The sequence below is a fragment of the Acinetobacter sp. GWC1_38_13 genome (assembly GCF_001767535.1).
In the GTDB taxonomy this organism is placed as follows: domain Bacteria; phylum Pseudomonadota; class Gammaproteobacteria; order Pseudomonadales; family Moraxellaceae; genus Acinetobacter; species Acinetobacter junii.
In genome coordinates this window covers 1-25,487 of the sequence record NZ_MELG01000049.1, presented here as the reverse complement: position 1 = coordinate 25,487, position 25,487 = coordinate 1, and the positions used below count along the sequence as shown (strand labels likewise).

Annotated in this window: 23 protein-coding genes; 8 read left to right on the top strand and 15 right to left on the bottom strand. The window is 38.0% G+C overall.

Annotated elements, in window-relative coordinates; all coding sequences use genetic code 11:
- Window positions 1–7: 7 nt before the first annotated feature.
- Window positions 8–2,656 (bottom strand): alanine--tRNA ligase, encoded by a 2,649-nt coding sequence (gene alaS / locus A2003_RS04960; protein WP_286686890.1) that lies wholly within the window; start codon window positions 2,654–2,656, stop codon window positions 8–10.
- Window positions 2,657–2,917: 261 nt separating this feature from the next.
- Here alaS and A2003_RS04955 point away from each other — a divergent pair, with 261 nt between their 5' ends.
- The 4 genes from A2003_RS04955 (at window position 2,918) to A2003_RS04940 (ending at window position 7,246) form a co-directional block, all read left to right on the top strand.
- On the top strand, window positions 2,918–3,937 hold the full coding sequence (locus tag A2003_RS04955; RefSeq protein ID WP_286686889.1) for a type I glyceraldehyde-3-phosphate dehydrogenase: 1,020 nt from the start codon (window positions 2,918–2,920) through the stop codon (window positions 3,935–3,937).
- 37 nt (window positions 3,938–3,974) lie between these two features.
- Entirely contained in the window at window positions 3,975–4,289 is a 315-nt protein-coding gene (locus A2003_RS04950; protein WP_004955112.1) for a hypothetical protein, read from the top strand.
- Window positions 4,290–4,704: 415 nt separating this feature from the next.
- The gene (locus tag A2003_RS04945; protein ID WP_136695100.1) at window positions 4,705–5,871 is read left to right on the top strand and encodes an ATP phosphoribosyltransferase regulatory subunit; all 1,167 of its coding nucleotides are present in this window, start codon (window positions 4,705–4,707) and stop codon (window positions 5,869–5,871) included.
- Between the two features lie 55 nt (window positions 5,872–5,926).
- Entirely contained in the window at window positions 5,927–7,246 is a 1,320-nt protein-coding gene (locus A2003_RS04940) for an adenylosuccinate synthase (protein ID WP_004912203.1), read from the top strand.
- A gap of 371 nt (window positions 7,247–7,617) precedes the next feature.
- Here A2003_RS04940 and A2003_RS04935 read toward each other — a convergent pair whose 3' ends face one another.
- The gene (locus A2003_RS04935; protein ID WP_004955109.1) at window positions 7,618–8,625 is read right to left on the bottom strand and encodes a helix-turn-helix transcriptional regulator; all 1,008 of its coding nucleotides are present in this window, start codon (window positions 8,623–8,625) and stop codon (window positions 7,618–7,620) included.
- A gap of 212 nt (window positions 8,626–8,837) precedes the next feature.
- On the opposite strand from A2003_RS04935, the gene A2003_RS04930 reads away from it, so the two are divergent.
- From A2003_RS04930 to A2003_RS04915, 4 genes are all read left to right on the top strand, one after another.
- The gene (locus A2003_RS04930) at window positions 8,838–10,388 is read left to right on the top strand and encodes a circularly permuted type 2 ATP-grasp protein (protein ID WP_125272007.1); all 1,551 of its coding nucleotides are present in this window, start codon (window positions 8,838–8,840) and stop codon (window positions 10,386–10,388) included.
- Between the two features lie 85 nt (window positions 10,389–10,473).
- On the top strand, window positions 10,474–11,076 hold the full coding sequence (locus tag A2003_RS04925) for an alpha-E domain-containing protein (protein WP_286686888.1): 603 nt from the start codon (window positions 10,474–10,476) through the stop codon (window positions 11,074–11,076).
- A complete protein-coding gene (locus A2003_RS04920; protein ID WP_286686887.1) occupies window positions 11,073–11,852 on the top strand; it encodes a transglutaminase family protein in 780 nt (259 codons plus the stop codon). The genes A2003_RS04925 and A2003_RS04920 overlap by 4 nt, the downstream gene beginning before the upstream one ends.
- A 15-nt stretch (window positions 11,853–11,867) precedes the next feature.
- On the top strand, window positions 11,868–12,602 hold the full coding sequence (locus tag A2003_RS04915) for a proteasome-type protease (RefSeq protein WP_286686886.1): 735 nt from the start codon (window positions 11,868–11,870) through the stop codon (window positions 12,600–12,602).
- Between the two features lie 35 nt (window positions 12,603–12,637).
- Here the strand turns inward: A2003_RS04915 and alr are convergent, their stop codons facing one another.
- The 13 genes from alr to A2003_RS04850 form a co-directional block, all read right to left on the bottom strand.
- Window positions 12,638–13,708, bottom strand: a complete 1,071-nt coding sequence (gene alr / locus A2003_RS04910; protein ID WP_005402360.1) for an alanine racemase — start codon at window positions 13,706–13,708, stop codon at window positions 12,638–12,640.
- 56 nt (window positions 13,709–13,764) lie between these two features.
- Window positions 13,765–15,210: a replicative DNA helicase gene (dnaB, locus tag A2003_RS04905; RefSeq protein ID WP_004912188.1), complete on the bottom strand. Its 1,446-nt coding sequence runs from the start codon at window positions 15,208–15,210 to the stop codon at window positions 13,765–13,767.
- 182 nt (window positions 15,211–15,392) lie between these two features.
- On the bottom strand, window positions 15,393–15,839 hold the full coding sequence (gene rplI, locus A2003_RS04900) for a 50S ribosomal protein L9 (RefSeq protein WP_004912185.1): 447 nt from the start codon (window positions 15,837–15,839) through the stop codon (window positions 15,393–15,395).
- Between the two features lie 12 nt (window positions 15,840–15,851).
- The gene (gene rpsR, locus A2003_RS04895) at window positions 15,852–16,079 is read right to left on the bottom strand and encodes a 30S ribosomal protein S18 (RefSeq protein WP_000090661.1); all 228 of its coding nucleotides are present in this window, start codon (window positions 16,077–16,079) and stop codon (window positions 15,852–15,854) included.
- 11 nt (window positions 16,080–16,090) lie between these two features.
- The gene (rpsF, locus tag A2003_RS04890) at window positions 16,091–16,474 is read right to left on the bottom strand and encodes a 30S ribosomal protein S6 (RefSeq protein ID WP_004912183.1); all 384 of its coding nucleotides are present in this window, start codon (window positions 16,472–16,474) and stop codon (window positions 16,091–16,093) included.
- A 132-nt stretch (window positions 16,475–16,606) separates the two neighbouring features.
- Window positions 16,607–17,338, bottom strand: coding sequence for a DUF3142 domain-containing protein (locus A2003_RS04885; protein WP_112987273.1), 732 nt, complete (start codon window positions 17,336–17,338; stop codon window positions 16,607–16,609).
- A 12-nt stretch (window positions 17,339–17,350) separates the two neighbouring features.
- Window positions 17,351–19,465, bottom strand: coding sequence for a PA5441 family protein (locus A2003_RS04880; protein ID WP_286686885.1), 2,115 nt, complete (start codon window positions 19,463–19,465; stop codon window positions 17,351–17,353).
- 86 nt (window positions 19,466–19,551) lie between these two features.
- A complete protein-coding gene (gene cyoE, locus A2003_RS04875; protein WP_004962903.1) occupies window positions 19,552–20,430 on the bottom strand; it encodes a heme o synthase in 879 nt (292 codons plus the stop codon).
- A 10-nt stretch (window positions 20,431–20,440) separates the two neighbouring features.
- Window positions 20,441–20,770, bottom strand: coding sequence for a cytochrome o ubiquinol oxidase subunit IV (locus A2003_RS04870; protein ID WP_004912170.1), 330 nt, complete (start codon window positions 20,768–20,770; stop codon window positions 20,441–20,443).
- Window positions 20,770–21,390 (bottom strand): cytochrome o ubiquinol oxidase subunit III, encoded by a 621-nt coding sequence (cyoC, locus tag A2003_RS04865; RefSeq protein WP_004962899.1) that lies wholly within the window; start codon window positions 21,388–21,390, stop codon window positions 20,770–20,772. Before cyoC ends, A2003_RS04870 begins: the two co-directional genes overlap by 1 nt.
- 4 nt (window positions 21,391–21,394) lie before the next feature.
- Complete coding sequence (cyoB, locus tag A2003_RS04860) at window positions 21,395–23,377, bottom strand: cytochrome o ubiquinol oxidase subunit I (RefSeq protein ID WP_004962896.1); 1,983 nt, start codon at window positions 23,375–23,377, stop codon at window positions 21,395–21,397.
- A gap of 3 nt (window positions 23,378–23,380) precedes the next feature.
- Complete coding sequence (gene cyoA, locus A2003_RS04855) at window positions 23,381–24,436, bottom strand: ubiquinol oxidase subunit II (protein WP_004912161.1); 1,056 nt, start codon at window positions 24,434–24,436, stop codon at window positions 23,381–23,383.
- Window positions 24,437–24,734: 298 nt separating this feature from the next.
- On the bottom strand, window positions 24,735–25,487 hold a 753-nt coding region (locus tag A2003_RS04850), incomplete at its 5' end, for an RDD family protein (RefSeq protein ID WP_286686884.1).

Here is a 25,487-nt window from a genome sequence, read left to right as displayed (position 1 = left end):
GAAGTTCTTATTGCTCAAGCCAAGCAGGCAATGCTGCAAAAACTTGATCAAACTTCTCGTTTAGTGGCGCGCCACCTTGTGCTAAGTCAGGTTTACCACCACCTTTACCACCTAGCTCTTGAGCCAAGTGTTTGATAATGTCACCCGCTTTTAGATTTGCAGCATATTGTTTAGCGACGGACGCGATTAAACTCACTTTATCGCCTTCAACGCCAGCTAAAATAATGACTGCATCTTCCAATTTTGATTTTACGCTGTCATGCAAATTGCGTAATGACTTGGCATCTAAACCTTTTACGGTTGTGATTAATGTTTGACGACCAGCAATTTCTTTAACTTGGTCTAATAAATCAGCAGCTTGGAAACTTGCTATTTTTTGATTTAACTGTTCAATTTGTTTTTGCAAACTTGATGCAGTCTCAACAATTGCTTCAACTTTTTCTACAGTTTGGTCTTTCTGAGCTTTCAACAAACCATTAATTGTTTGGATATCGCTGTCAGCTTTTTGAACAGCTTCTAAAGCTTTAGTTCCTGTTACAGCTTCAATACGACGAACGCCAGCTGCTACACCACCTTCAGAAGTGATCTTGAATAAGCCGATATCACCTGTACGTTTAACGTGGATACCACCGCAAAGTTCGATTGAGAAGTTTTTCTCTTCGATAATTGAACCCATCGACAGAACGCGAACCTCTTCGCCATACTTCTCACCAAACAGCATCATCGCACCTTTGGCTTTAGCAGACTCGATGTCAAGCAATTCAGTTGTCACAGGAGTGTTTGCAATAACTTCAGCATTCACTAGACGTTCGATTTGTTGAAGCTGTTCAAATGTCACTGGCTGGTCGTTAGCAAAGTCGAAACGTAAAATATCGCTAGCAACCAATGAGCCTTTTTGCTGAACGTGATCACCTAAAATTTGACGTAAAGCTGCATGTAGAAGGTGAGTGGCAGAGTGATTACGCGCTGTAGCAGCACGAATATCTGCTTTAACTGTTGCTTCAACATTTTGAGTTGCTTTTAAGCTACCCATCGTCACGATACCTTGATGCACAAAAGCACCACCAGATTTCTTAGTATCTTGTACTTCGAAAATACCTGTATCGTTTTTGAATATACCTGTATCGCCGATTTGACCACCGCTTTCTGCATAGAAAGGCGTTTGGTTTAAAACGATAAGCGCTTCATCGCCCTCATTGATTTCATCAACTTGAGTACCGTCTTTGTAGATTGCAACGATTTGACCTTGACCTTGAGTTGCATCATAGCCATCAAATTGAGTTTCACCTTCAACTTTTACAATACTATTATAGTCAACTGCGAATTTACCTGCGTCACGTGCACGTTGACGTTGTGCAGCCATTTCAACTTCAAAGCCAGTTTCGTCGATGGTAAAACCACGTTCACGTGCAATATCAGCAGTTAAGTCAGTTGGGAAGCCATAAGTGTCGTAAAGTTTAAATACAGTTGCACCTGGAATCACAGTATCTTTCAACTGTGCAAGCTCAGCTTCTAAAAGCTTCAAACCTTGCTCAAGTGTTTTTGCAAATTGTTCTTCTTCACGTAGTAAAGTCGCTTCAATCACATCTTTACGTGATGCAAGCTCTGGATAAGCTTCACCCATAACTTCGACTAATGGTTGTAGCATCTTGTAGAAGAATGTACCTGTAGCGCCTAGCTTATTACCATGACGTACTGCACGACGGATAATACGACGTAGAACATAACCACGACCTTCATTTGATGGGTTTACGCCATCAGCAATCAAGAAGCAGCAAGAACGAGCATGGTCAGCCAGTACACGTAATGATGGTTGTCCTTCATCTTGAATGCCGATGATATTTGCAGCAGCTTTTAGCAAGTGTTGGAACAAGTCGATTTCGTAGTTAGAATTAACATGTTGTAGAACAGCAGAAATACGTTCCAAGCCCATACCTGTATCTACAGATGGAGCTGGGAGAGGGTGCATCACACCATCAGCAGTACGATTGAACTGCATAAATACGTTGTTCCAGATCTCGATAAAGCGATCGCCATCTTCTTCTGGAGAACCAGGTAATCCACCCCAAATGTGATCACCATGATCATAGAAAATTTCAGAACAAGGACCACACGGACCAGTATCACCCATAGCCCAGAAATTATCTGATGCGTACTGACCACCTTTGTTGTCACCGATACGAATGATACGGCTTGCATCTAAACCAATTTCTTTGTTCCAAATATCAAATGCTTCATCATCAGTATGGTAAACAGTGACATATAAACGATCTTTAGGTAATGCTAGCCATTGCTCGTTCGTTAAAAAATCCCAAGCAAATTTTAATGCATCACGTTTGAAGTAATCACCAAATGAGAAGTTACCTAACATTTCAAAGAAAGTATGGTGACGTGCTGTGTAACCTACATTGTCTAGGTCATTATGTTTACCACCTGCACGTACACATTTTTGAGAAGAAACAGCACGTACATAGTCACGCTTTTCTAACCCAAGAAAACAGTCTTTAAACTGGTTCATACCAGCATTTGTGAATAATAAAGTAGGGTCGTTGGCGGGAACGAGTGAACTCGAAGCGACACGTGTATGCCCTTGCGATTCAAAGTAACGCAAAAATGCTTCACGAATTTCAGCTGATGTCATAAAACGAGTACTCACAACCAAGACACTCCATAATTTTGAATTTGGCTATATGTAAAATAGGCGAGTTGTTTTTGAATTTTTGCAAACAAAGCGCATTTACATGGCGTAGATTTTAAAAGTGCTAAATTATAACGGAAAATGTGTGCCCGACCAACGATTTTGCAAGCAATATCATATAAAACTGTGTTTCAGCTAAAAATCTATATTCAACAAGGCGGATCATGTTTTACCATATAGCAAGAAAATATGATGTTTTGATGAATATAAGGGCTTTGCATGCAACGTGTCGCTATCAATGGATTTGGTCGAATTGGTCGAAATGTATTACGTGCATGGTTTGAAAGCCCTAAGCAATTTCAATTTGATATTGTAGCGATTAATGATATTGCTGATGTTCAAACTTTAGTTCATCTCTTTAAATATGACACAACGCATGGTCGTTTTGCTGGTCAAGTCGATATTGAGATTGAGAACGAACAAATTTTTTTAAATATTCATTCAAATCAAAGACAATTAAGACTGCAAGTATTTAAACAGGCTCAGCCTGAACTATTGTCTTGGGCTGGTTTGGTTGTAGATGTTGTGCTCGAATGTACAGGTTTATTTCGATCGAGAGCTGATGCAACACGTCATATAGATGCAGGTGCAAAGCGAGTAATTATTGGTGCAGCACCATTTGATTCTGTTGATGCAGCTATCGTCTATGGTGTTAATCATGCTGATGTCAAACCTACTGATCAAATTATTTCTAGCGTTTCTTGTACGACACAGGCCTTAGTGCCTTTGGTCAAAATTATTGATGATGCTTTTGGCATTGATACTGCTCTCATGACCGAGATCCATGCAGTGACTGCAGATCAATCAGTTTTGGATCATGCTCATCGTGATTTACGAAGAGCCAGAGCGTCTGGACAAAATATTATTCCTACTACTTCAAGTGCTTTGGGCGCATTAAAACGCGTGATGCCAAAAATGGATGGTCGTATAGATGGGTACTCTATTCGTGTGCCGACTATCAATGTTGCAGCGATAGATATTTCATTTGTTTCACATTCACCGATCACAGTTCATAAAATTAATGAAGTTCTAAGTAAAGCTGCTAAGTTTGACTATGCTCAAATTATGCAAGTGACTGATGAAGATTTGGTATCAAGCGATTTTAATCATTCGCCATATTCATTAATTGTTGACCTGACGCAAACGATGGTCGTGGGGCATCAAGCAAAAGTTTTTGCATGGTATGATAATGAGTGGGGTTATGCGAATCGCTTATTAGATTTGTGTGAATCTTTTTAATATTTAAATAATAAAAAACAATTTATTGGGGAATGTAATGGGCTTAATGATGGTTTGGGGATTTATTGGATTATTGCTATTGGCAGTTTTATTTTTGTTTTGGTTCTTATTTAAAAATAATCAACCTACTGATACTGCAAAAGATATCGTTAGGCTAGAGGAAAAAGTCTTGCATTTAGAGCTGCACCTCAAAAAAGGTCTTGAAATTATGCAAGATATGGCAAAAAAAATGCATGTCCAACAAGAAGTATTAGACAAGACGATTGCGAATGTCGCTGCTTTAGAAAAGCAGAATGCTGAATTGGTGGGGGTTCTAGAAATCGTGGTAAAGGGCACAAAAGGCAAAAGCTAAGTTCATTTGTTTATTTGAGTTGTTTTATAAATCTACTACTTAGTCAAGCAGTTTCTTATTTGGAAAAATACTATAAGCATATTTTGCTTTAATTGTTTAAGTAACATTCGTCATCAAAAAGTAATATCTCACCAATCGAGAACAGTTCAATAGTACAGATGTTGGGCACTTCTTTTCATGGAACATAAGTGTTGTTTGTATTGATGAGTGATCTTAATGTATTGAATCTATTTGTTAAATTTAAAATAACAAGTTGCTGGCTTTCTAGTTAATTGGTAAAGAATTATTCAAATTCGAAGGTGCATCACATAAATCTTCATGCTACACTACGCTGAATCGGGCATTCACCCGATTTTTTTATGTGGTTGCTTTTTATGTGGATGCCTCCACGTTAAACAGATTTTAGGTTTGGAACATGACCATTTCAGAGACATGGTTGCTCCCTGACGGGGTGGCAGATGTATTACCCGAACAAGCGCAAGTTGTCGAAACATTGCGCCGAGAAGCTCTAGATTTCCTCGCAGTTCGAGGTTATCAATTGGTGTATACGCCATTTATTGAATACATCGAATCGTTGTCTTCACTTTCAGAATCAAATCAAGATTTAGATTTAGTTACTTTCAAAGTTATAGATCAACTTTCTGGTCGCTTGTTAGGTGTTCGTGCTGATATGACACCTCAAGTAGCGCGTATTGATGCACATGTACGACCAATTGAAGGCGTCGCTCGTTATTGCTACGCAGGCACAGTCCTTCATACTAAACCACAGAATTTCAATGCAACGCGTGCGCCTTTACAATTGGGTGCTGAGCTATATGGTCATGATAGCATCGAAGCTGATGTTGAAATGATTGATGTGATGTTGGGTTTAATTGAACAAGCGCATACTTTAGAAGGCGCTCATTTAGACTTAGGTCATGTAGGTTTATTCCGTAGCTTAGTTAAGCGTGCTGGTTTAAATAAGAATACAGAGAATCAACTTTCTGATCTTTATCAGCGTAAAGCTTTACCAGAATTAGCTGAGTTTACCCAAGACTTATCAATGGGCTCTGATTTTTATGCATTAGGTCGTTACGCAAGTGATTTGGGTGCATTAAAAGCGAATCTTAGCCAAGATATTTTAAATGATGCTGACTTCAAAACTGCATTTGAGGCTTTAGAAAGCACATTTACACAAATTCAGTCTAAATGGTCGAATTTAAACATCGGTATTGATGTGATTGAGCTTCGTAGTTATCACTATCACACTGGTTTAATGTATGCCATTTACGCACCTAATCGCGCAGCACCACTAGCTCAAGGTGGTCGTTATGATGGAATTGGTGAACACTTTGGTCGTTCACGTCCTGCGACTGGTTTTAGCTGTGATTTATATGCATTAGGATCTACTCAGTTTACTGAAATTGAAACGATAGTAGCTCCTTGTGGAAATGATCAAAATTTATTGAAAGCAATTGCAGGTGCACGTCATCAAGGTATGCGTGTAGTGCAACTGTTAGGTAAAGATGATTTAAACTCTGTTCCTTATGCGACGCATCAAATGGTGTCACAGAATGGGCAATGGGTAATTGAAAAAATTTAATTGCTAAGTTTTGACTTAGTTTCCAATTTTAACAGCATGATGTAATGAGGCTATTATGGGCAAAAATGTTGTGGTACTTGGTACCCAATGGGGCGACGAAGGTAAAGGTAAAATCGTCGACCTGCTCACAGACCAAGCGGCTGCGGTAGTTCGCTATCAAGGTGGACATAACGCGGGTCATACTCTAGTGGTCGGTGGTAAAAAGACTGTATTACACCTCATTCCATCTGGTATTTTACGTGAAAACGTATTGTGCTTAATTGGTAATGGTGTTGTGCTTTCACCTGAAGCATTAATCAAAGAAATGGCGATTTTGGAAGCTGAAGGCGTACCTGTTAAAGAGCGTCTTCGTATTTCTCCAAACTGCCCATTGATTTTGCCAAATCATATTGCACTTGACCAAGCACGTGAGAAAAAGCGTGGCAATGCTAAGATTGGTACGACTGGTCGTGGTATTGGTCCTGCTTATGAAGATAAAGTTGCTCGTCGTGCTGTACGCGTAGCTGATCTTGTTCGTGGTGGTGCAGTACTTGAAGAAAAACTCAAGGAAATGCTTGAGCTTCACAACTTCCAACTTTCTCAATTCTATGGTGTTGAAGAAGTTAAGTTTGAAGATGTGATTGCACTTTGCAATGAATGGCGTGAGGTTCTTGCGCCATTAGTGATCGATGTAACTAAGGTGTTACATGATTATCGTAAAGAAGGCAAAGCAATCATGTTCGAAGGTGCGCAAGGTTCATTACTTGATATCGATCATGGTACTTATCCTTATGTTACTAGTTCGAACACAACTGCTGGTGGTGTGAGTTCTGGTTCGGGTATGGGTCCATTACATTTAGATTATGTACTCGGGATTACTAAAGCATACACAACACGTGTAGGTGCAGGTCCATTCCCTACAGAGTTGCACTATGATGCAGCAACAGATACAGGTGATGCAATTGGTCGTCATTTAGGTACAGTGGGGCATGAGTTTGGTGCTTCTACTGGGCGTCAACGTCGTTGTGGTTGGTTTGATGCCGAAATTCTTCGCCGTTCTGTTGAAGTGAACTCTTTATCTGGTATTTGCTTAACTAAGCTAGATGTACTTGATGGCTTAGAAGAAATTAAAATCTGTGTAGGCTATGAAGATGTTGATTCAGGCTGTGCAGGTTCTTCTGACGCGATTTCATTTGAAAGCTTGAAGCCTATCTATGAAACTATGCCAGGTTGGAGCGAATCTACAGTAGGTTTAACTCAGGTTGATCAACTTCCTGCAAACGCTTTGGCATATGTCAAACGCCTTGAGCAGTTGATCGAATGTCCAATTGATATTATTTCAACTGGTCCTGATCGTGCGGAAACAATTATTTTACGTCATCCATTTTCAGCTTAAGCTGAGTGAATGATTAAAAGCTCCCTTATAGGGAGCTTTTTTATTTTTAAAGCTTTATATATTTAAAATCCCTAGCAGATAATTAGATTTTCATTGCGATCTTTGTTATTTCACAGCTTGAAAAATCTTGATTATATTGATTGTACGTTCAAACAAAGAGGGCTTTAACTATGACGAAAAAGACGATTCGCTATAATGGATATGAACTTGCATGCCGATGTTAATTCATTATCAGCTTTTCATCGTTGGTGGGACTTATTTTGATCTGGCGGGCGAAAAAATAAGTCCTAGACAATATGTATAAAAATAAAAACCTTATCTTTAAATATAAAAATTTTAATAAGTCTAAGAGAACCAAATGGTTCTCTTTTTTATTCATTATTTTCAATCTCTCTCACTGCATTATAAACAGCCGCAGGTTCGATATTGAGTAATTTTTTACCAAAACTTCTCAGCCACCAAACGAGTTGTGATGTAAATGGAACTGTTGCCACAACTTCTACAATATTTTCTTCTAGAGATGTAATAGTTTGATCTTTGCTAAGTTGGCTTTCATAAAAGCTTTGAGCTGTGCTTTCGCTCATTGTGAGTTTTAGCTGAATTTGTTCGGTCGGTTTGCTGTAGTCCACTCTAAAACCAAGAGCACCCGAATCAATGTAGTGATCAATATCAAAGTTAACGGGATGTAGAGCACGACTTTCAAGAACAGTCGCTGCTTTAAAACGGTGCAAGGCAAATGTTTGAACTTCTGTTTTATCATTACGTGTACAAATAAGATAAATTACAGCACCTTTTTGAACCAATGCTAGGGGATTTAAGATATAGGTTTTATCTTCGCCTTGATTAATTCTGGCACGATAAACACATTCGATTTGTTTATCTTGCAACAAGCCTTCATAGATGGCTTGTTGTGCATTTTTATCGACCATTGGCGGAATTAAAGGTTGGTTCGCTGGCACGATACGAACACGATTAATCCATTGGCGCACGTTATTTTGAGTTGAAAGACTACGTTTTGCTAAATCAAACCAAGGTGTCATTTCTTCGAGTAGACTCGGCGGTAGTAAATGGCGTAGGTGTTCTTCTACCATCATAAAAGTTACTGCTTGGGAACTAGTCATATGCGGTAAGCTTTGGATCGGTGCATCTGAACGCCAGCGCCAACCTTGTGGTACGGTTTTGTTGCTTTCAATCGGGAAGCGTTGTGCAATTTGATTTAGATCTCTTTGAATGGTGCGCAAACTTATATCAATGCCTTCACGTTCCAATATTTCTTGTAGTTCACGTGTACCCATCCATTTACCAGTAGATAGGCGAGACAAAATTTGCCATTGGCGATAAAGGCTATTTGAAGTTTCTTTTTCTTGTATGGATGACATAAGTTCTGAATTTAACTCAATGCTCTAAAGTGTACACAATAAAAAAACTCACTTGATTTAGCAAGTTCATAACACAGAGATTAAGCATTTACGACTGAAACATGGCTAAGTTTAATAGAGCATATAAATCTTGGTTAAAAAATATACATATATTATAAGTGGCATTGAAATTGCTTATTAGAGATATAAATAAATGATGAGACGAGGTTTCTATGTCAGAACAAGAACACGATCTATTTATCACGACTGATTACTATGCGACGGAGCAAACAACAGCAGTAAATTTACAATCGTCTACATTTATTTCACAGCTCAAAGTTAATACAAATTTGTTTGAGCAGCTTAAATCAAAATTCTTTAATGAGATGCTGGATGATAAAAGTTTTAACGGTGAAGCATCTAAGAAGATCGAGGAGTGGTTAAGTCAGCGAAGTCTTGATGAATTAAAAAATCTAGGTGCAGTCGCTAAACAGCATTTTCTATATGAAGGAATTACGTTTAATGTTTATGGAGATCAAGAGGGCACTGAACGTACCATTCCTTTTGATTTGATTCCACGTGTTATTGAAAAAAAACAATGGGAAAAAATTTCTTCAGGCTGTGAGCAGCGTGTTAAAGCTTTGAATTACTTCTTGGATGATATTTATCACGGTCAAAATATCTTAAAAGAAGGCATTATTCCTGCGCAACAAATTATGAATCATGAAGCTTTTCAGCCTCATATGCTGAAGCACCACCTCAAAGGAAAGATATATTCACAAATTAGTGGTATCGATATTATCAGAGATGATCAGGGTGATTTTTTTGTACTAGAGGATAATTTGAGAACACCTTCAGGTGTGTCATATATGCTTGAGAGTAGAAAAATTAGTCAAAAATTGATGCCTGATTTATGTGTGAGTAATAATTTACAAGGTATCGAACACTATCCGAGTCTGTTGAAGCAAGTGCTGACGGAGAATGCTTATGTGGATCAACCTTTAATCGTGGTGTTAACACCAGGGCGTTTTAATAGTGCTTATTATGAACATGCATTTTTGGCACGGGAAATGGATGTACCCTTGGTTACGAGTCGAGACCTATTTGTTGAGAATGATAAAGTATTCGTAAAAACAATTCGTGGACGTCAACAAGTGGATGTAATTTATCGTCGTGTTGATGATGATTTCTTAGATCCTTTAGTCTTTAGACCAGATAGTACTTTGGGTGTTGCAGGATTAATGTCAGCATATTTGCAACATAATGTTGTGATTGCAAATGCACCAGGTACAGGTGTTGCTGATGATAAATCTGTTTATCCTTATGTTAGTCAAATGATTGAATATTATCTAGGTGAAAAACCAATTCTAAATAACGTACCAACATATCAATGTCGCGAAGATGATCAATTAGATTATGTATTAAATCATTTAGAAAAATTAGTGGTAAAAGAGGCCCAAGGCTCTGGTGGATATGGAATGCTGATCGGACCACAAGCAGATCAGGCACAGATAGAAGCATTTAAATTAAAGATTATGGCGACGCCACATTTATATATTGCTCAGCCTACTTTAGCGTTGTCTGTGGCGCCAACACTAACTGTCGATGGGCTAGCTGAACGACATATTGATTTACGACCATTTGTATTAAGTTCTCCTTATCGTACTGAAATAGTACCGGGAGGATTAACGCGAGTTGCGATGCAAGCAGGTTCGCTTGTTGTAAATTCCTCACAGGGTGGGGGTATTAAAGATACTTGGGTGGTAGAAACGTTACGTTCCTAATTTTCCTTCTCATTGTTCAATCGACTCACTCATTTAATTGACTTGGATGGGTGATTTGGAAATTTTAAAAAAAAGGAGGATATCTATGACGTTACTCATTTCAAGTGCTCAACATGTATATTGGTTAGGTCGTTATTTATTTAGAATCGGTTATGTTGCGGAGCAACTCCCTTTTGTGGATGATCAAAAAGCAGAAGTGTTTGCTCAAGGTTTATGTTTGCATATTGAAGATGCAGAAAATTTGAATCAATTTATGCTAGATGAGAAACAACCTTACTCATTAATTAATCAACTCGAAATTGCTCGTAATAATATCCAAGAACTTAGAGCTTTGTTTTCAGCAACTGCATATGCTGAATTAAACACGCTGATAAAAAATGCGACCAATACACCTGACATGATTTTAGAGCTAGTTCAAGATTGTCGAGAGATTTTAAAAAATGAGAAAGAGGAGATTTTTCTATTTTTTCATCTAGGTCAGTCTGTTGAACAAATCGACACACATTTTAGATTCCATAAAAATATACATTCTGTTCTTGATTCAATTGATCCGATGATAGTTCAGCTTTCTAATTTGGGTTGGAGTGATCTTCAACACAGCTGGAATGGATTGAAAGATCAACCATATCTGAATCAGTTTTATGAATTTACTTATAAATTGGAAAATCAATTTGAGGTGTATACATGAAACTTATGGTAAATCATCAAACACACTATCGATATACACAAAATGCACGTAATAGCGTGCAGTCAATTAAGATGATGCCGCAAAGTTCTAAGCATCAGATTATTGAGAATTGGCATATCAGTGTACCAGGCGAATATCGTTGCCAACGCGATGCCTTTAATAATCTCTGGTTAACTGCAACACAGCATCATGATTACCGATATTTGACGATCATGGCTCAAGGAATTGTAGACCTATTTGAAACTGAAATCGGGCATTTCGAAAATGAAATTTCGCCTTATATTTTTCTGCAAAGAACCAGTCTGACTCATTGTGATCAGGAGATGTTGCATTTCGCACAAGATATCGTTCGTGCCAAAGATCGACAGCATTTAATTCTTTTATCTGAGAAGATATTAGAAAAAATGCCATACCAACCTGAGAGCACATCTGTCACAACATTGGCTACAGATGCATTTTATGCTGCTAAAGGTGTTTGCCAAGACCATGCACATGTCATGATTGCAATGTGTAAAGCATTACATTTACCTGCACGTTATGTTTCTGGTTATTTGTATGATCAGAATCAACCGCACCTTGCCAGTCATGCATGGGCAGAAGTATTTGTTGACAATAAATGGTATTGTTTCGATGTTAGTAACCAGATATTTAGCCCTCAAAATCACATCTATGTTGCAGTTGGTCGAGATTATCTTGATGTTGCTCCTATTCGTGGGGTTCGTGAACAGGGTGGTGTGGAGAGTATGATGTCGGTTGTTCAGGTTTTAGCGTGTTGAAGAAAAGAGAGCAAGATGACCTATTGTTGTGCATTAAGATTGGAGCAAGGTTTAGTACTCATCAGTGATACTAGAACAAATGCAGGGGTCGATCATATTTCAGTATTTCGTAAATTACATACTTTTGGTATTGAGGGTGAGCGTTTCATCGCACTTCAAACCGCTGGTAATTTAGCGACAACACAAGCGGTTTTAGGACATCTACAAAACTCTTTAACACTGCATCAAGAGCCAAATCTATACACTGTAAATACAATGTTTGAGGTATCTGAACTTGTTGGTAAAACTTTGCGCAGAGTTTTAGAAGACATCACAAGTAATACGCAAGAACAGATGAATTATTCATGTAGTATCTTGGTGGGTGGACAGATTAAAGGTGAGGAAATGCAGCTTTATACTGTTTACCCTCAAGGAAACTTTATTTGCGCGACTACGGATACACCTTATTTTCAGATTGGTGAAAGCAAGTACGGTAAACCGATACTAGATCGAGCTTTGCACTATACGATGCCACTTGATGATGCTTTACGCTGTTCTTTGATTTCATTTGACTCAACGCTACGCTCAAATGTATCTGTAGGTTTACCTTTGGACGCTTTGGTATATCACAAAGATAGTTTCGTTATTCCTCAAGGTAAACGAATCAGTGAGGAGGATCCATATTTTACTCAAATTAGTAAACAGTGGTCAGAGACGCTACGTCGAGGTTTACAAGAGTTGCCAAAACCTACAGCGGATTACGGCTTATAAGAAAAAATCCAAGCTTTTGCTTGGATTTTTATTTATTAGATACGTTGTCTTTGTGGTCTATTACTTAGTCGGCATAAAAGTTCATAACCGATCGTACCATTTGCATTTGCGACATCATCAACCAATCGTGTTTTACCCCAAAGTTCAACTTTGGTGCCGACTTTAACTTGAAGATTAGTTGTGTCGATCGCAATCATGTCCATACTTACTCGACCAATAACAGGAGTCAGTTGCTTATCAATCGCTACGTAATTAGGTTTTACATATGCACGTGGATAGCCATCACCATAGCCAATAGAAACAATTGCAATTTGCATACTATTCGTTGCTGTAAAAGTAGAACCATAACCAACGCTTTCGCCTGCTTGTATTTGATTTAATGTAATAATTTCTGCTTCAAAACTCATTACAGGTTTTAAATCAAGTTCATTAACATCTTTATCTGCAAAAGGTGTTGCACCATAAAGCATAATCCCAGGACGTACATAATCAAAATGTAAGTTTGGATATTTATAGATAGCAGCAGAATTACAACAAGAGGCTAATATCGGTTCACATGCATTTTTTACTTCTAAAAATTGTTGAATCTGTTGCTCATTTAACGGGTGATCTACATCCGCATTTGCAAAATGCATAGTGAGTACACAGTTAAAATTCAATGATTTTAGTTGATGAATAACGGCTATAATTTCATTAATCTTAAAACCTAAACGATTCATCCCACTATTTAGTTTTACCCAAACCTTAAGTCCTAAGGCATTATAGGCTTCTTTATTTTGAATTAACCATTCTACTTGCTCATGTCGATGTACAACACATTCAAGTTTCTGTTGAATAACATCTTCCATTTCATCTTCAGTAAATACACCTTCAATTAAGGTAATGGGTTGCGTATATCCCAGTCGCCTAATCGCTAAAGCTTCTTCCAAACAAGCTACACCAAAAGCATCCGTTGCATTTAAGGCGGCTAAACAATCCTGTACTCCATGCCCATATGCATTGGCTTTCACCATACTTACAATTTGGGAATGTGGTGCAAGTTGTTTAACACGGTTTAAATTATATTGTAGTGCTTCACTATCAATATAAATTGTTGCTTGGCGCACCCTGAGTACTCCTTTGGGACGGCTAGAAAATAAGTAAGATTACAAAATATTATGCGTTATTCTTCATCATCAAATTGTGCATAGAATTCAGGTGAAAGATTACTAAAGCGAGTATATTGTCCTTCAAAGGCGAGACGGACAGTACCAATAGGTCCATTACGCTGTTTACCAATGATGATTTCTGCTGTTCCAGCCTCTTTAGATTCTTTGTTATAAACCTCATCACGATAAATAAACATAATTAAATCGGCATCTTGCTCGATCGCTCCAGATTCACGTAAGTCAGACATTACTGGTCGTTTATTTGGGCGATTTTCCAGACTTCGGTTGAGCTGAGATAATGCAATTACAGGGCAGTTCATTTCTTTTGCTAATGCTTTTAAGCTTCGTGAAATTTCAGAAATCTCACCAACACGGTTATCACCCATACCTGGAACTTTCATCAACTGTAAATAGTCGACCATGATGCAACCGATTTTTCCATCATGCATTTTGGCAATACGCCTTGCACGTGCACGAACTTCAGTTGGGGGTAATGCAGAAGAATCATCAATATAAAGATGTTTTTCCTGTAATTGTAGAATAGTACCAGTTACTTTTGACCATTCGTCGCCGTCCAATTTACCTGAACGTAAATGCCCTTGATGCACCTTCCCATAAGAGGAAATCAAACGCATTGCGATTGAATCTGCTGGCATTTCCATAGAATAAACAAGAGCAGGGAGGTTGCAATTAAACAGTACGCTCTCGACTAAATTCATGGCAAACGTGGTTTTACCCATCGAAGGACGTGCAGCAACAATAATTAAATCGCCCGCCTGCATTCCATAGGTTTTATTGTCTAATTCCAGAAAACCTGTAGAAAGTCCTGTGATGTTGCCATCCATTTTGGAAAGCTCATCTAATTTGCTAATTACGTCAGCTGTTACTGAGCTGATCGACTTTGGACCTGAATCTTTTTTATTGTTGTTGTGCTGTTCCGCTAAAGAGAAAATATTAGTTTCGGCTAAGTCTAGAATTTCACTAACAGGGCGACCTTTGGTGTCGTAAGCATTTTGTAAAATATCAGTACTGACTTTGATCATACTGCGTAAGGTTGAAAATTCCTTAATTTTGCTGGCATAGATCTCAAGGTTATAGAAGCTCGATGGTGAATCCGCCATCAATTGCATTAAGTATTCTTCACCGCCAATCGCATCCAGTAGATTCTGCTTAAGTAACCAGTCATTGACTAACACTGCATCATAAGGTGAGTTTTCTTGCGCTAATTTTTCAATAGCTCGATAAATATACTTATGTCGAGTTGCGTAAAAATCATTTTCCTTGAGTAAGTCACCCACTTGTTCAAATGATTCTGCTACCGTCATTAATGCAGCTAAAACAGCTTGCTCAATCGCAAGATTATGAGGAGGCGTTCTAAACTCTTTTAGTTGACTTGAGTCATTCACTTTACTCTCAGCGTTGGGAGTATTTTTTGCAAAATTGGCATTTGCCTGTGACATAACAAGACCTAATAAAAAGATGAAACCGTGAATGAATGACTATCTTAATCCAAATGGATACCAACAGGAGAAGTTTATTAAAGAAAATTGTTTAAGTGATGAAAAAGTAGAATCAAAGCTTAAAGCAAAATTATGGACATAAAAAAAGAGCATGTAAAAACATGCTCTTTTTTTTGCAGAAATTACTCAGATACGATAGTAACGAGAACTTCAGCAACAACATCATGATGCAATTGGATTGCGATGTTGAATTCACCAGTGTGACGAAGCGCACCGTTTGGTAAACGAACTTCAGCACGATCTACTGCTAGACCAGCGTTCGTTAAAGCGTCAGCGATGTCACGAGTACCGATAGAACCGAAAAGTTTACCTTCATCACCAGCTTTAGCAGTGATAACGATATTTACTTCGTTCAATTGTTCAGCACGTGCGTTCGCAGCAGCTAAAATAGCAGCTTCTTGTTTCTCAAGTTCAGCACGACGAGCTTCAAATGCAGCAGTGTTTGCTTCAGTTGCAGCTACAGCTTTACCTTGAGGGATCAAGAAGTTACGACCGTAACCAGCTTTTACTGATACTTTGTCGCCTAATTTACCAAGGTTCTTAATGCGTTGTAATAAGATAACGTCCACAGCTCACCTCACTTACTTATGGTTGTCAGTGTACGGAATCAAAGACAAATAGCGAGCTTGTTTAATAGCTAACGCTAATTGACGTTGATAACGAGCTTTAGTACCTGTAATACGGCTAGGAACAATCTTGCCGTTTTCAGTGATGTACTGTTTTAAAGTGTCGATATCTTTGTAGTCGATGTACGCAACATTCTCAGCTGTAAAGCGGCAGAACTTGCGACGACGGTAAAAACGTGCCATTGATGTTCTCCTTATTCAGCTTCTTGAATTGCTTGTTGTGCTTCTTCACGTTGAGCTTTACGCGCACGTTTTTCTTCAGCACTCTTAGCAAGTAAAGATTCTTCAGTAATTGCGTGTTCACGACGGATGATGATGTTACGAATGATTGCATCGTTATAACGGAACAATTCTTCTAATTCATCAAGAGTCGTTTGACCACATTCAACATTCATAAGAATGTAGTGTGCTTTGTGAATCTTGTTAATCGGGTAAGCCAATTGGCGGCGGCCCCAATCTTCTAAACGGTGAATTTGACCATCAGCTTCTTTGATCTGAGAGATATAGCGTTCAACCATACCTACAACTTGATCGCTTTGGTCTGGGTGTACCAATAGTACGATTTCGTAGTGACGCATTGTCAGCTCCTTACGGTTTAAGCAGCCCCTAACTTAAAATGAGTCAGAAGCAAGGAGTCATAACTTAAAAAGTTATGTCGCAAATTGCGAAGCTGCGATTTTAGACACCTTTCACCCAAATCGCAAGTAAATTCACGGTTTTTCACGCAGTAAAAAGATCACATAGCCTTTAAAATGCGGATCATAAACTGTCTTTAAGTCACTATATAATTTTCCATATTGCACAAAACCAATTTTATAAGGCAGTTTAAGACTTGCTATACGTTTTAAATATTCAGGATAATTGGGAATGGAGGTGGTGCCTTGATAGGTTTGGATCACTAGTTCATCAATATTTTGTCTAAGAAGTTTTAGGGTGCCTTGCTCTTTAAAATTTGTCCAATCAAGTAATCCTGTAATACTTAGTTTATATTGAGCGGGAAGTTGACTTCTGAATTGACTTAAAAAATATGCGTATTCATTTAGATTGCGGGTTTTACTGTCAAAATCAATTTGAATCCCTTCAATCTGATTGCCTAGATTTTTCCAATGGTTTAAGCGAGTTAAGATGGTTTGGTAATTTTGTGAACTCCAATCTAAGTGGTGGGTTCTAAAAACGAGCCAAATTTTTTGATTGGGTAGTTTTAAAGTACCAATACCTTGTGGTATCAAAATTGAAGTCTGTTTTTGTTTTGAATAACGGATTTCACCTTGCAGAATATAAAGCTCTTTAGCCTTTGAAAGATAGGGGGCAGATTTTATCTCACCCCAAATCCAAAAGGATTGAAATTGATTGGCATCGATAGTTGGAGTTGCTGGTCGACTCGGTTGGTTTAGTCCCAATATCAACAGCAACACACTAAAAAGAATACACCTTAACCACATCAAAGGATAAACCTACCAATAATATTTCAGTGATTTAGCCCATGTACTTGTTGGATAATCTCTTTTGATTTGATCGTACCATTGTTTACGTGTGTTTTTAGTCACTTCGATACCCCCGCAATCATTTATTCCACTCGGTGCATAACATTGAATTGCCCTATACAGTGCATAAGCATGTAAATCATCTTTTCGAGAAGATTTGATAATGTCTTTATAAATTTCACCGCGCGCGAAAATTTTTCCACTTATAGTTGGTTTTTGCTGCTCGTCATAGCTGAGTTGTTGCAGGCTATAACCTTGCTCACTTCGCATAAACTCTCCCAAACAAATGTTGAGTAGGGGATCATTTGGCAATTTACTGAGTTGTTGGATCAATGTTAAGAGATTATCGCATTTGAGTTGAGCCGTGATGTTTGATCCATTCCAAATAAAATTAGCAAACTCAGGTTTGTTTTTTAAGTGTTCTTTTGCACTTGAATATCCTTTGTATTCACTCGCATTTTTAGGCAAATATGAATATTTTTGTTGAAATAAATCGAATCTCTGGTGAACTAAACTTTTGCTTAATAAGGTATGAATAGCAGCTTGCTTTTGATCGACTGTGCTTTGATTTGATTGAATAATCTTGTCTAAACTATCTATATTTGCTTGTTGAGTTATAAATTGTTTTTGTAGATTTGGTTGGCTTATTTTGGCTTGCTTTCCTATAAAAGCTGAATAATCTTGTTTGATATTCAAATGTTTAGATAATGCGGTTTCAAATAAAGCCTTCTGATAAAGTGTATGTGCTTGAGCAAGCTGGTTAGTCCAGTATTCTTCAGCAGTTTGGTTTTGACCGAGTTTTTCCAATATTTGACCTTTTAAAAAAGTTTGGCTTAGTTGTAAATAATTAGTATTTTTAATATTTGACTTTGGTAAATAATTTAAAGCATCTTGGGGTTTATTCTGAATAAAAAATAAATGAATCGCTCTTAAATAGTTAAATAATTCAGATTGAGTTTTAAAGAAATCTTTTTGTGCATTAAGTTGAGACCACGTAATAGGTTGGTAATGTTCAGTTTTGTAGTCACGCATATTCATTAAATTATATATAGTCAAGAAAAAAGGGTCCTTGAGATTTTTGAGTTCAAATGAATTGCTACTAAAAATACGTCTATCAATTTCAGCAGGAAGTTGTCCCATATCTAAATTGTAAAATTTAGATTTAGGATTTTGAATTTGCCATACGATCTCATTGACTAAAAGATCTTGGCGTTTAGATAACCAAAAACCACGACGTAAAAATCCACGCGCACTTGCTACATAACGACCATTAGGGTAAGCATTTAGATAGTTCGTGATATGACCTAAGAACTGTTTTAGTAAGTTTTGATTAATATTATCAAGGTATACATCACCGTATTGATCAACACCTGTTGCATAAGCTGAATTGAGAGTCGTCCGAATCAACATATATTGAGCTGTTTCTTTCAACCATGCATCTTCAACCGAAGTTAATACCGTAAAAATTTTCGTAGAAGATGAATAGTTAGCATTATAAAACAAAATACTCGCATTTAAATAAGATGCGTATTGACGCGTGGTTGTTGACCAATTTGGATCGATAGAGATCAATGCAATTTTATTGTCACATTGATTCATCTTCTTGCGTTCGTTGATCAGAACAAGCTTTTCATTTGCTGGAATTAGTTTATGGGTTTTAACTTGATTAATAAAAGCATAGTTGCCTGAATCAAAACTATAACAACGTTCATCAAATATGATTTCGTCTTTTACTGTTAATTCATTTCTCTGATTCTGAATTTTATTCTTCGTTGCCAATGATACATTTGCAGCATCAAATGGCACAGAACCAAAAGTCGCATCCCATAAGTTTTGATCTATAGGCATTGGTTCGATTTCAGCTAGACCCAAATCGCTTAGTAATAAGGCAGTATTAGTTTGACTATCGTTTGAAGGATATAGAACAGGTAAATTACTGCAACCATTTAGATCGCGATCATCTAAGTGTAGATTTGGTTCACAGATATTTTCAGCTCCAGCATAAATACTTTGAGCTTGAATAGAAATTGCTGTGATAAAAGTATAAAAAATGGGTTTTAAAATCGATATATTTTGAAGTTTCATTTAGGCAATAAAGTATGAATGTTTTTATTGCACGAAATGATAACAATTGAAGCAGAGAATAAAAAGATAGAGGTTCCTCTATCTTTTTAGAAAATAGGGAAGGTGGGTGCAGGACTATTAAAAGTAAAACTGAAACTTAAACTAATTACAGTAATCAAAATCACTGAAAATAAGAAAAAGCGTTTTGCCCAAAGTTGGTCATTTTCAGCTTTAAAACCTAAAATACCAATGTAGAACCAGTAAGCACAAAGTAAATTACAGATCACCAAGAATACAATATTGGTATATCCATAAACATATAAACCATTCATCGCAATAGTAAATAAAATCACATAAATTAAGGATTCTATTTTCGTGCGTAGAATAGAGCGTGCTACAGGTAAAATTGGTACTCCTGCGTTTTTATAATCATCAAAACGATAGATAGCAATCGCCCAAGAATGTGGCATTTGCCATAAAGCATATGCAACAAAAATTAATAGGGCAGCCATATCAAATTGTTGAGTTACAGCCGTATAACCAATAACAGGAGGACTCGCTCCAGAAATACTACCAATTACAGTTTGATGGATTGTAGTACGTTTAGTCCACAAACTATAAAAACCGACATAGACAACAAAACCAATGACAGCAAACAAGAATGCATATGCATTTACAAAGAACCATAAAATGCCAAATCCAATAGCTCCTAAGACCAATGCATAGAGCATTGCAATTGTTGGAGAGATTGTCTTTTTAACAAGAGCACGATTCATCGTACGCTGCATTTTTTGATCGATATCTTGGTCAATCACATTATTCACGACACAACCAGAAGCAACTACAAAAGTTGTCCCTAGTAAGGTCAATAATAATAAGAGGATATCTATAGCGCCTTGGGCGGCTAAAAAGAAGCCGCCCAAGGTGGTAATAAAATTACCGAAGAGAATTCCTGGTTTAGTCAGGAATAAATACTTTTTCCACATGACAATCAGTTTAGATCATCATGTTGTAGTGTAGGTAATTCATAATCCATACTGAACCAACAAGAAGAACAGCGATGCATAGGATTGTGTAGATGAATGCAATCAAGTTCCAGCGTTGTTCTGATGATGTATTCATGTGTAGGAAATACACAAGCTGTACAAGCACCTGAGCAACCGCTGTAATTGCGATTACAGTCATTAAAATACCACGACTAAAACCACCCGCCATCACCATTCCAAAAGGAATGATGGTGAGGACAACAGACAGGATGAAACCAACCGTGTACTGTTTGAAGTTACCGTGTGATGCACCTGCAGCATTATGGTCATGACCACTCATTAGAGAACTCCCATTAAGTAAACGACGCTGAATACACAGATCCAAACGATGTCAAGGAAGTGCCAGAACAAGCTTAAGCAAGCAAGACGACGTGTATTCGGTAGTGTCAAACCATTCTTTTTAATTTGATACATAAGTACCAGCATCCAAACTAAACCAGAAGTTACGTGGATACCGTGTGTACCAACTAAAGTAAAGAATGCTGATAAGAACGCACTATGAGTTGGACCATGGCCAGCATGTACCAGGTGCTGGAATTCATAAATTTCCATCCCAATGAACGTTGCACCAAATAAGAAAGTAACAAACAACCAAGCAATCACTTGATTAACGTTCTTTTTATAAGATGCAAGAACAGCGAATCCAAATGTTACCGAAGAGATCAAAAGGGCAAAGGTCTCAGTTAAAACAAAACCTAAAGAATCACCAAAAAGATCTTTCGCACTTGGAGTACCAGGCGGAATATGACTGCTTAATACAGCGAACGCAATGAAGAGTGATCCGAAAAGAATCAAGTCACTCATCAAATATGTCCAGAAACCAAAGACCGTTAAGTCTGTGTCATCGTGTTCGTGATGACCGTCATGACCGTGGTTGTCGTGATGAAGTACTTCAGCCATTTCCTTAGTCCTTCTTCAAGTGTTTTTCAAGTAACGCATAGCGTTCATTTTCAATACGTTCAACTTCTGCAGCAGGTACATAGTAATCAACATTCTTAGTGAATGAGCTTACGATCAAGCTAACAACTGAAGCAACGAAAGAAACAACTACAAGCCACCAAATATGCCAGATCAATGCAAAACCAAGAACAGTAATGAACATTGCAATGATGAAACCAGCTGCACGATTAGTCGGCATATGGATATCTTCATATTTAGTATCGCGTGCGTAAGCTACACCATTTTCTTTATCTGTCCAGAAGCGGTCGATACCGTCAGCTGCTGGTAGATGTGCAAAGTTATAGAATGGAGCAGGAGATGAGGTAGCCCATTCAAATGTACGACCATCCCATGGATCGCCTGTGTAGTCCATATTTTGATGACGTTGTAAGAAACCAACGATAATCTGCATAAGGAAACAAGCAATACCGATAGCAATCAATACCGCACCGAACAATGCAATTGCTAAGTATGGATCCCATTCAGGGTTGTCATATGTATTCAAACGACGTGTCATACCCATGAAGCCAAGGATATAAAGAGGCATGAATGCAAAGTAGAAACCAATAAACCAGAACCAGAACGCAGCTTTACCCCAAGCTTCATTGAGTTTCCAACCAAACATTTTCGGCCAGTAGAAGATGATGCCGGCAAACATACCAAACACCACACCACCGATAATTACGTTATGGAAGTGAGCAATCAAGAAGAGTGAGTTGTGTACAAGGAAGTCCGCAGGCGGAACAGCCATAAGTACACCAGTTAAACCACCGATACCAAAAGTCACAAGGAAACCAAGTGTCCAAAGCATCGGGGTAGTATAAGTAATGCGTCCTTTATACATTGTGAATAACCAAGAGAAGATTTTCACACCTGTAGGAATCGCAATAACCATCGTCATAATACCGAAGAATGCGTTAACGTTTGCACCCGCACCCATGGTAAAGAAGTGGTGAAGCCATACAACGAACGCAAGTACAGTAATTGCGATAGTTGCATATACCATTGATTTGTAACCGAACAACGTCTTACGAGAGAACGTTGCAACGATTTCTGAGTATAGACCAAATGCTGGTAATACTAAGATGTAAACTTCTGGGTGACCCCAAGTCCAAATCAAGTTCACATAAAGCATTGGGCTACCGCCAAGCTCATTTGTGAAGAAGTGGAAACCGAAGTAACGGTCTAATGTCAACATTGCAAGCGTACCTGTTAATACAGGGAAAGATGCAATGATTAACACAGCTGTACAGAGTGATGTCCAAGTAAAAATTGGCATGTCCATTAATTTCATGCCAGGTGCACGCATTTTAATAATGGTAACGAAGAAGTTAACACCAGATAAAAGCGTACCTAAACCTGAAACTTGCAGTGCCCAAATGTAGTAGTCAACACCTACACCAGGAGAATATTCGATGCCAGATAGAGGTGGATAAGCCATCCAACCTGTCGCAGCGAATTCACCTAACGCTAGTGAAGCCATCATCAACCCAGCAGCACCAGCAAATAACCAGAAACTTAGTGAGTTCAATAATGGGAATGCAACGTCACGAGCACCAATTTGTAGCGGTACTGAGATGTTCATCATACCTACAACAAGACCCATTGCCACGAAGAAGATCATGATTACACCATGTGCGGTAAAAATCTGATCGTAGTGTTCTGGGTGTAGGTAACCTTCACCACCGCCTTTAGCGAGGAAAAGTTGTAAACGCATCATGATTGCATCAGCGAAACCACGCAATAGCATGATTACAGATACAATGATATACATAATACCGATTTTTTTATGGTCTACTGATGTGAACCATTCGTTCCACAGATAGCCCCATTTTTTGAAATAAGTAATACCAGCAACAAGCGCGATACCACCTAAAACCATCATTGCAACTGTGACCAACACGATCGGATCGTGCGGAATTGCATCAAGTCCTAACTTTCCAAACATGTCTTATTCCTCTGCAGAAGCTGTGGCATGTTCATCATTGGTATGAGTTGCTTCAGTTGCATGCTCAGCAGGAGCTGAGTGGTCTGCACCATGATAGTTGCTCATATAATGATTGATAACAGATTCGAATAATTTAGGCTCAACTGAAGAATAATAAGTCACAGGATGTGGCTCTGTAGGGTAAGGCTTCATTTCTTCAGCCTCTTGCTTTTCTTCTGGAGTCTTTGCTTTTGCTACAAGTGCTTCGATCTGATATTTAGAACGATTGCCATCTTTAAGAGTCGCTAATTCAGCTTGGTCAAGTGTACCTTTTTGAATTGCTTCAGCATTGATACTTGTACCATTACCCGCTTTAACAGCTTCTACCCACTGTGCAAACTCTGGTTCAGTTACACTATGTGCCTTGAAGCGCATTTGTGAGAAACCATAACCTGAATAGTTAGCTGAGAAACCACGGAATACACCTGGTTCGTCTGCTAAAAGGTGAAGATGAGTCTGCATACCCGCCATAGCATAGATCTGACCACCTAACTGTGGGATGAAGAACGAGTTCATCGTAAAGTTAGAAGTAATCTTAAAGCTTACAGGCGTTTTTTCTGGGAAGCGTACTTCGTTTACCGTTGCAATGTTTTGCTCAGGATAGATAAAAATCCATTTGAATTGTTCAGCGATGGCTTGAACAGTTAAAGGCGCTTTATCTGACTCTAACGGACGGTAAGGGTCGTACTTGTGGGAACCCCACCAAGTTAACCAAGCTAAAATACCAATAATAATGACAGGAACACCCCAAACAACGATCTCAATTGTCGTAGAGTGTGCCCAAGTAGGTTTATAGTCTGCATCTTTATTCGATGCGCGATATTGCCAACCAAACCATAATGCCATGATAATTGATGGAATTACCACCAAAAGCATTAGATAGATCGCAGTCATCATGAGGTCACTTTGACCTTGACCAACTGGACCTTTATTGTTTAGTAGTACCATATCACCGCCACACCCAGTCAAGAGTGCAGCCATCGTTGATAAAGACAATACAGCTAAAATCGTTTGTCTCATTTTACAACCTCGGTGAAGAGTCCCATTCCCTAATTAAATTATGGGATAGCGATTAAAGTGTCGCATGATTGATAAGAATTTTTTGTGAAATGCTTGTCAATTATCCGACACCGCTACGTTGTAGGGCATTATGCCTCATATTGAAAAACTAAGCTACTGATAAAGTACGCTGAAATGCTTGTTTTCAAACCCGATTTATCTTGTAGGGATTCGGGTTCAGTTGTTATTTTTCTCTATAGATATCAATTTAATATATAAAAAAAGAGGAGTAAATCCTCTTTTTTATATCTTCACTTATTTATTGCTTTACGACTTTCGTTTTGGCTAATTTATCATGCAAAGTTTGACGTTTTTTGTTCAACATGAAGAATCCATAATCAATAATTGTGATAAAAGGCATAAATAGTAGATTCAGAATGATGAAAAGTATGCTTCTCACCCAGAAAGCACGAATTGTACTTACATTTGTGGTTGTCTCAGCATCTACGATTTTGATTTTGGCAATTTTCTTTCCAAGACTTTGACCTGATTTTGCAATCATGAATGCTTGTAACATCAACATGATAATAAGATATGCAAAAATACTGATCCATGCTTCATTTGGAATTAATTGAAGAAGTTGTTGTTGCAGTTCAACAGCTTTACTAGATGCTACGTCTGTAGCCTGTAATTGTTTTTGAATTTCAAACAATTGAGTGTATTGGCTTTGATCAAAAAAGAAAGAGGGAATTGCTGCCATCGGTAGCCATAGCATTAGATCAAATATTTTTGCCAACGCACGCGACGCAAATGACGCCAGTTCAAAATTATCAGACTTCGTTTCAACTTTAATTTTGAAGCTTGAATTTTCAGCTTCATTTTTAATTGGTGTATTAAAAGTTGAATAACCTACAGGTTCGTATACAAGTTTGCCTTGAGTTAATTCTCCAAGGGTTTTCCATTCAGTCATACCTTCATGCCATGCTAAGTCAGTAAGTAAAACTTGTTGACTAGCGAGCATTTGGTTTACTTGTTCTAAACTGTAAGGTCCAGCTTGTTGATTGTTACGAGC

What these genes read in the sequence shown, in the direction of transcription:
- A2003_RS04935 (WP_004955109.1), bottom strand. Translation starts at nt 8,625, where the DNA reads ATGTCATCCATACAAGAAAAAGAAACTTCAAATAGCCTTTATCGCCAA.
- dnaB (WP_004912188.1), bottom strand. Translation starts at nt 15,210, where the DNA reads ATGTCACAGGCAAATGCCAATTTTGCAAAAAATACTCCCAACGCTGAG.
- A2003_RS04870 (WP_004912170.1), bottom strand. Translation starts at nt 20,770, where the DNA reads ATGAGTGGTCATGACCATAATGCTGCAGGTGCATCACACGGTAACTTC.
- cyoC (WP_004962899.1), bottom strand. Translation starts at nt 21,390, where the DNA reads ATGGCTGAAGTACTTCATCACGACAACCACGGTCATGACGGTCATCAC.
- A2003_RS04945 (WP_136695100.1), top strand. Translation starts at nt 4,705, where the DNA reads ATGACCATTTCAGAGACATGGTTGCTCCCTGACGGGGTGGCAGATGTA.
- A2003_RS04950 (WP_004955112.1), top strand. Translation starts at nt 3,975, where the DNA reads ATGGGCTTAATGATGGTTTGGGGATTTATTGGATTATTGCTATTGGCA.
- A2003_RS04920 (WP_286686887.1), top strand. Translation starts at nt 11,073, where the DNA reads ATGAAACTTATGGTAAATCATCAAACACACTATCGATATACACAAAAT.
- A2003_RS04925 (WP_286686888.1), top strand. Translation starts at nt 10,474, where the DNA reads ATGACGTTACTCATTTCAAGTGCTCAACATGTATATTGGTTAGGTCGT.
- A2003_RS04915 (WP_286686886.1), top strand. Translation starts at nt 11,868, where the DNA reads ATGACCTATTGTTGTGCATTAAGATTGGAGCAAGGTTTAGTACTCATC.
- rpsF (WP_004912183.1), bottom strand. Translation starts at nt 16,474, where the DNA reads ATGCGTCACTACGAAATCGTACTATTGGTACACCCAGACCAAAGCGAT.
- A2003_RS04955 (WP_286686889.1), top strand. Translation starts at nt 2,918, where the DNA reads ATGCAACGTGTCGCTATCAATGGATTTGGTCGAATTGGTCGAAATGTA.
- A2003_RS04930 (WP_125272007.1), top strand. Translation starts at nt 8,838, where the DNA reads ATGTCAGAACAAGAACACGATCTATTTATCACGACTGATTACTATGCG.
- rpsR (WP_000090661.1), bottom strand. Translation starts at nt 16,079, where the DNA reads ATGGCACGTTTTTACCGTCGTCGCAAGTTCTGCCGCTTTACAGCTGAG.
- cyoA (WP_004912161.1), bottom strand. Translation starts at nt 24,436, where the DNA reads ATGAGACAAACGATTTTAGCTGTATTGTCTTTATCAACGATGGCTGCA.
- A2003_RS04885 (WP_112987273.1), bottom strand. Translation starts at nt 17,338, where the DNA reads ATGTGGTTAAGGTGTATTCTTTTTAGTGTGTTGCTGTTGATATTGGGA.
- cyoB (WP_004962896.1), bottom strand. Translation starts at nt 23,377, where the DNA reads ATGTTTGGAAAGTTAGGACTTGATGCAATTCCGCACGATCCGATCGTG.
- A2003_RS04880 (WP_286686885.1), bottom strand. Translation starts at nt 19,465, where the DNA reads ATGAAACTTCAAAATATATCGATTTTAAAACCCATTTTTTATACTTTT.
- A2003_RS04940 (WP_004912203.1), top strand. Translation starts at nt 5,927, where the DNA reads ATGGGCAAAAATGTTGTGGTACTTGGTACCCAATGGGGCGACGAAGGT.
- cyoE (WP_004962903.1), bottom strand. Translation starts at nt 20,430, where the DNA reads ATGTGGAAAAAGTATTTATTCCTGACTAAACCAGGAATTCTCTTCGGT.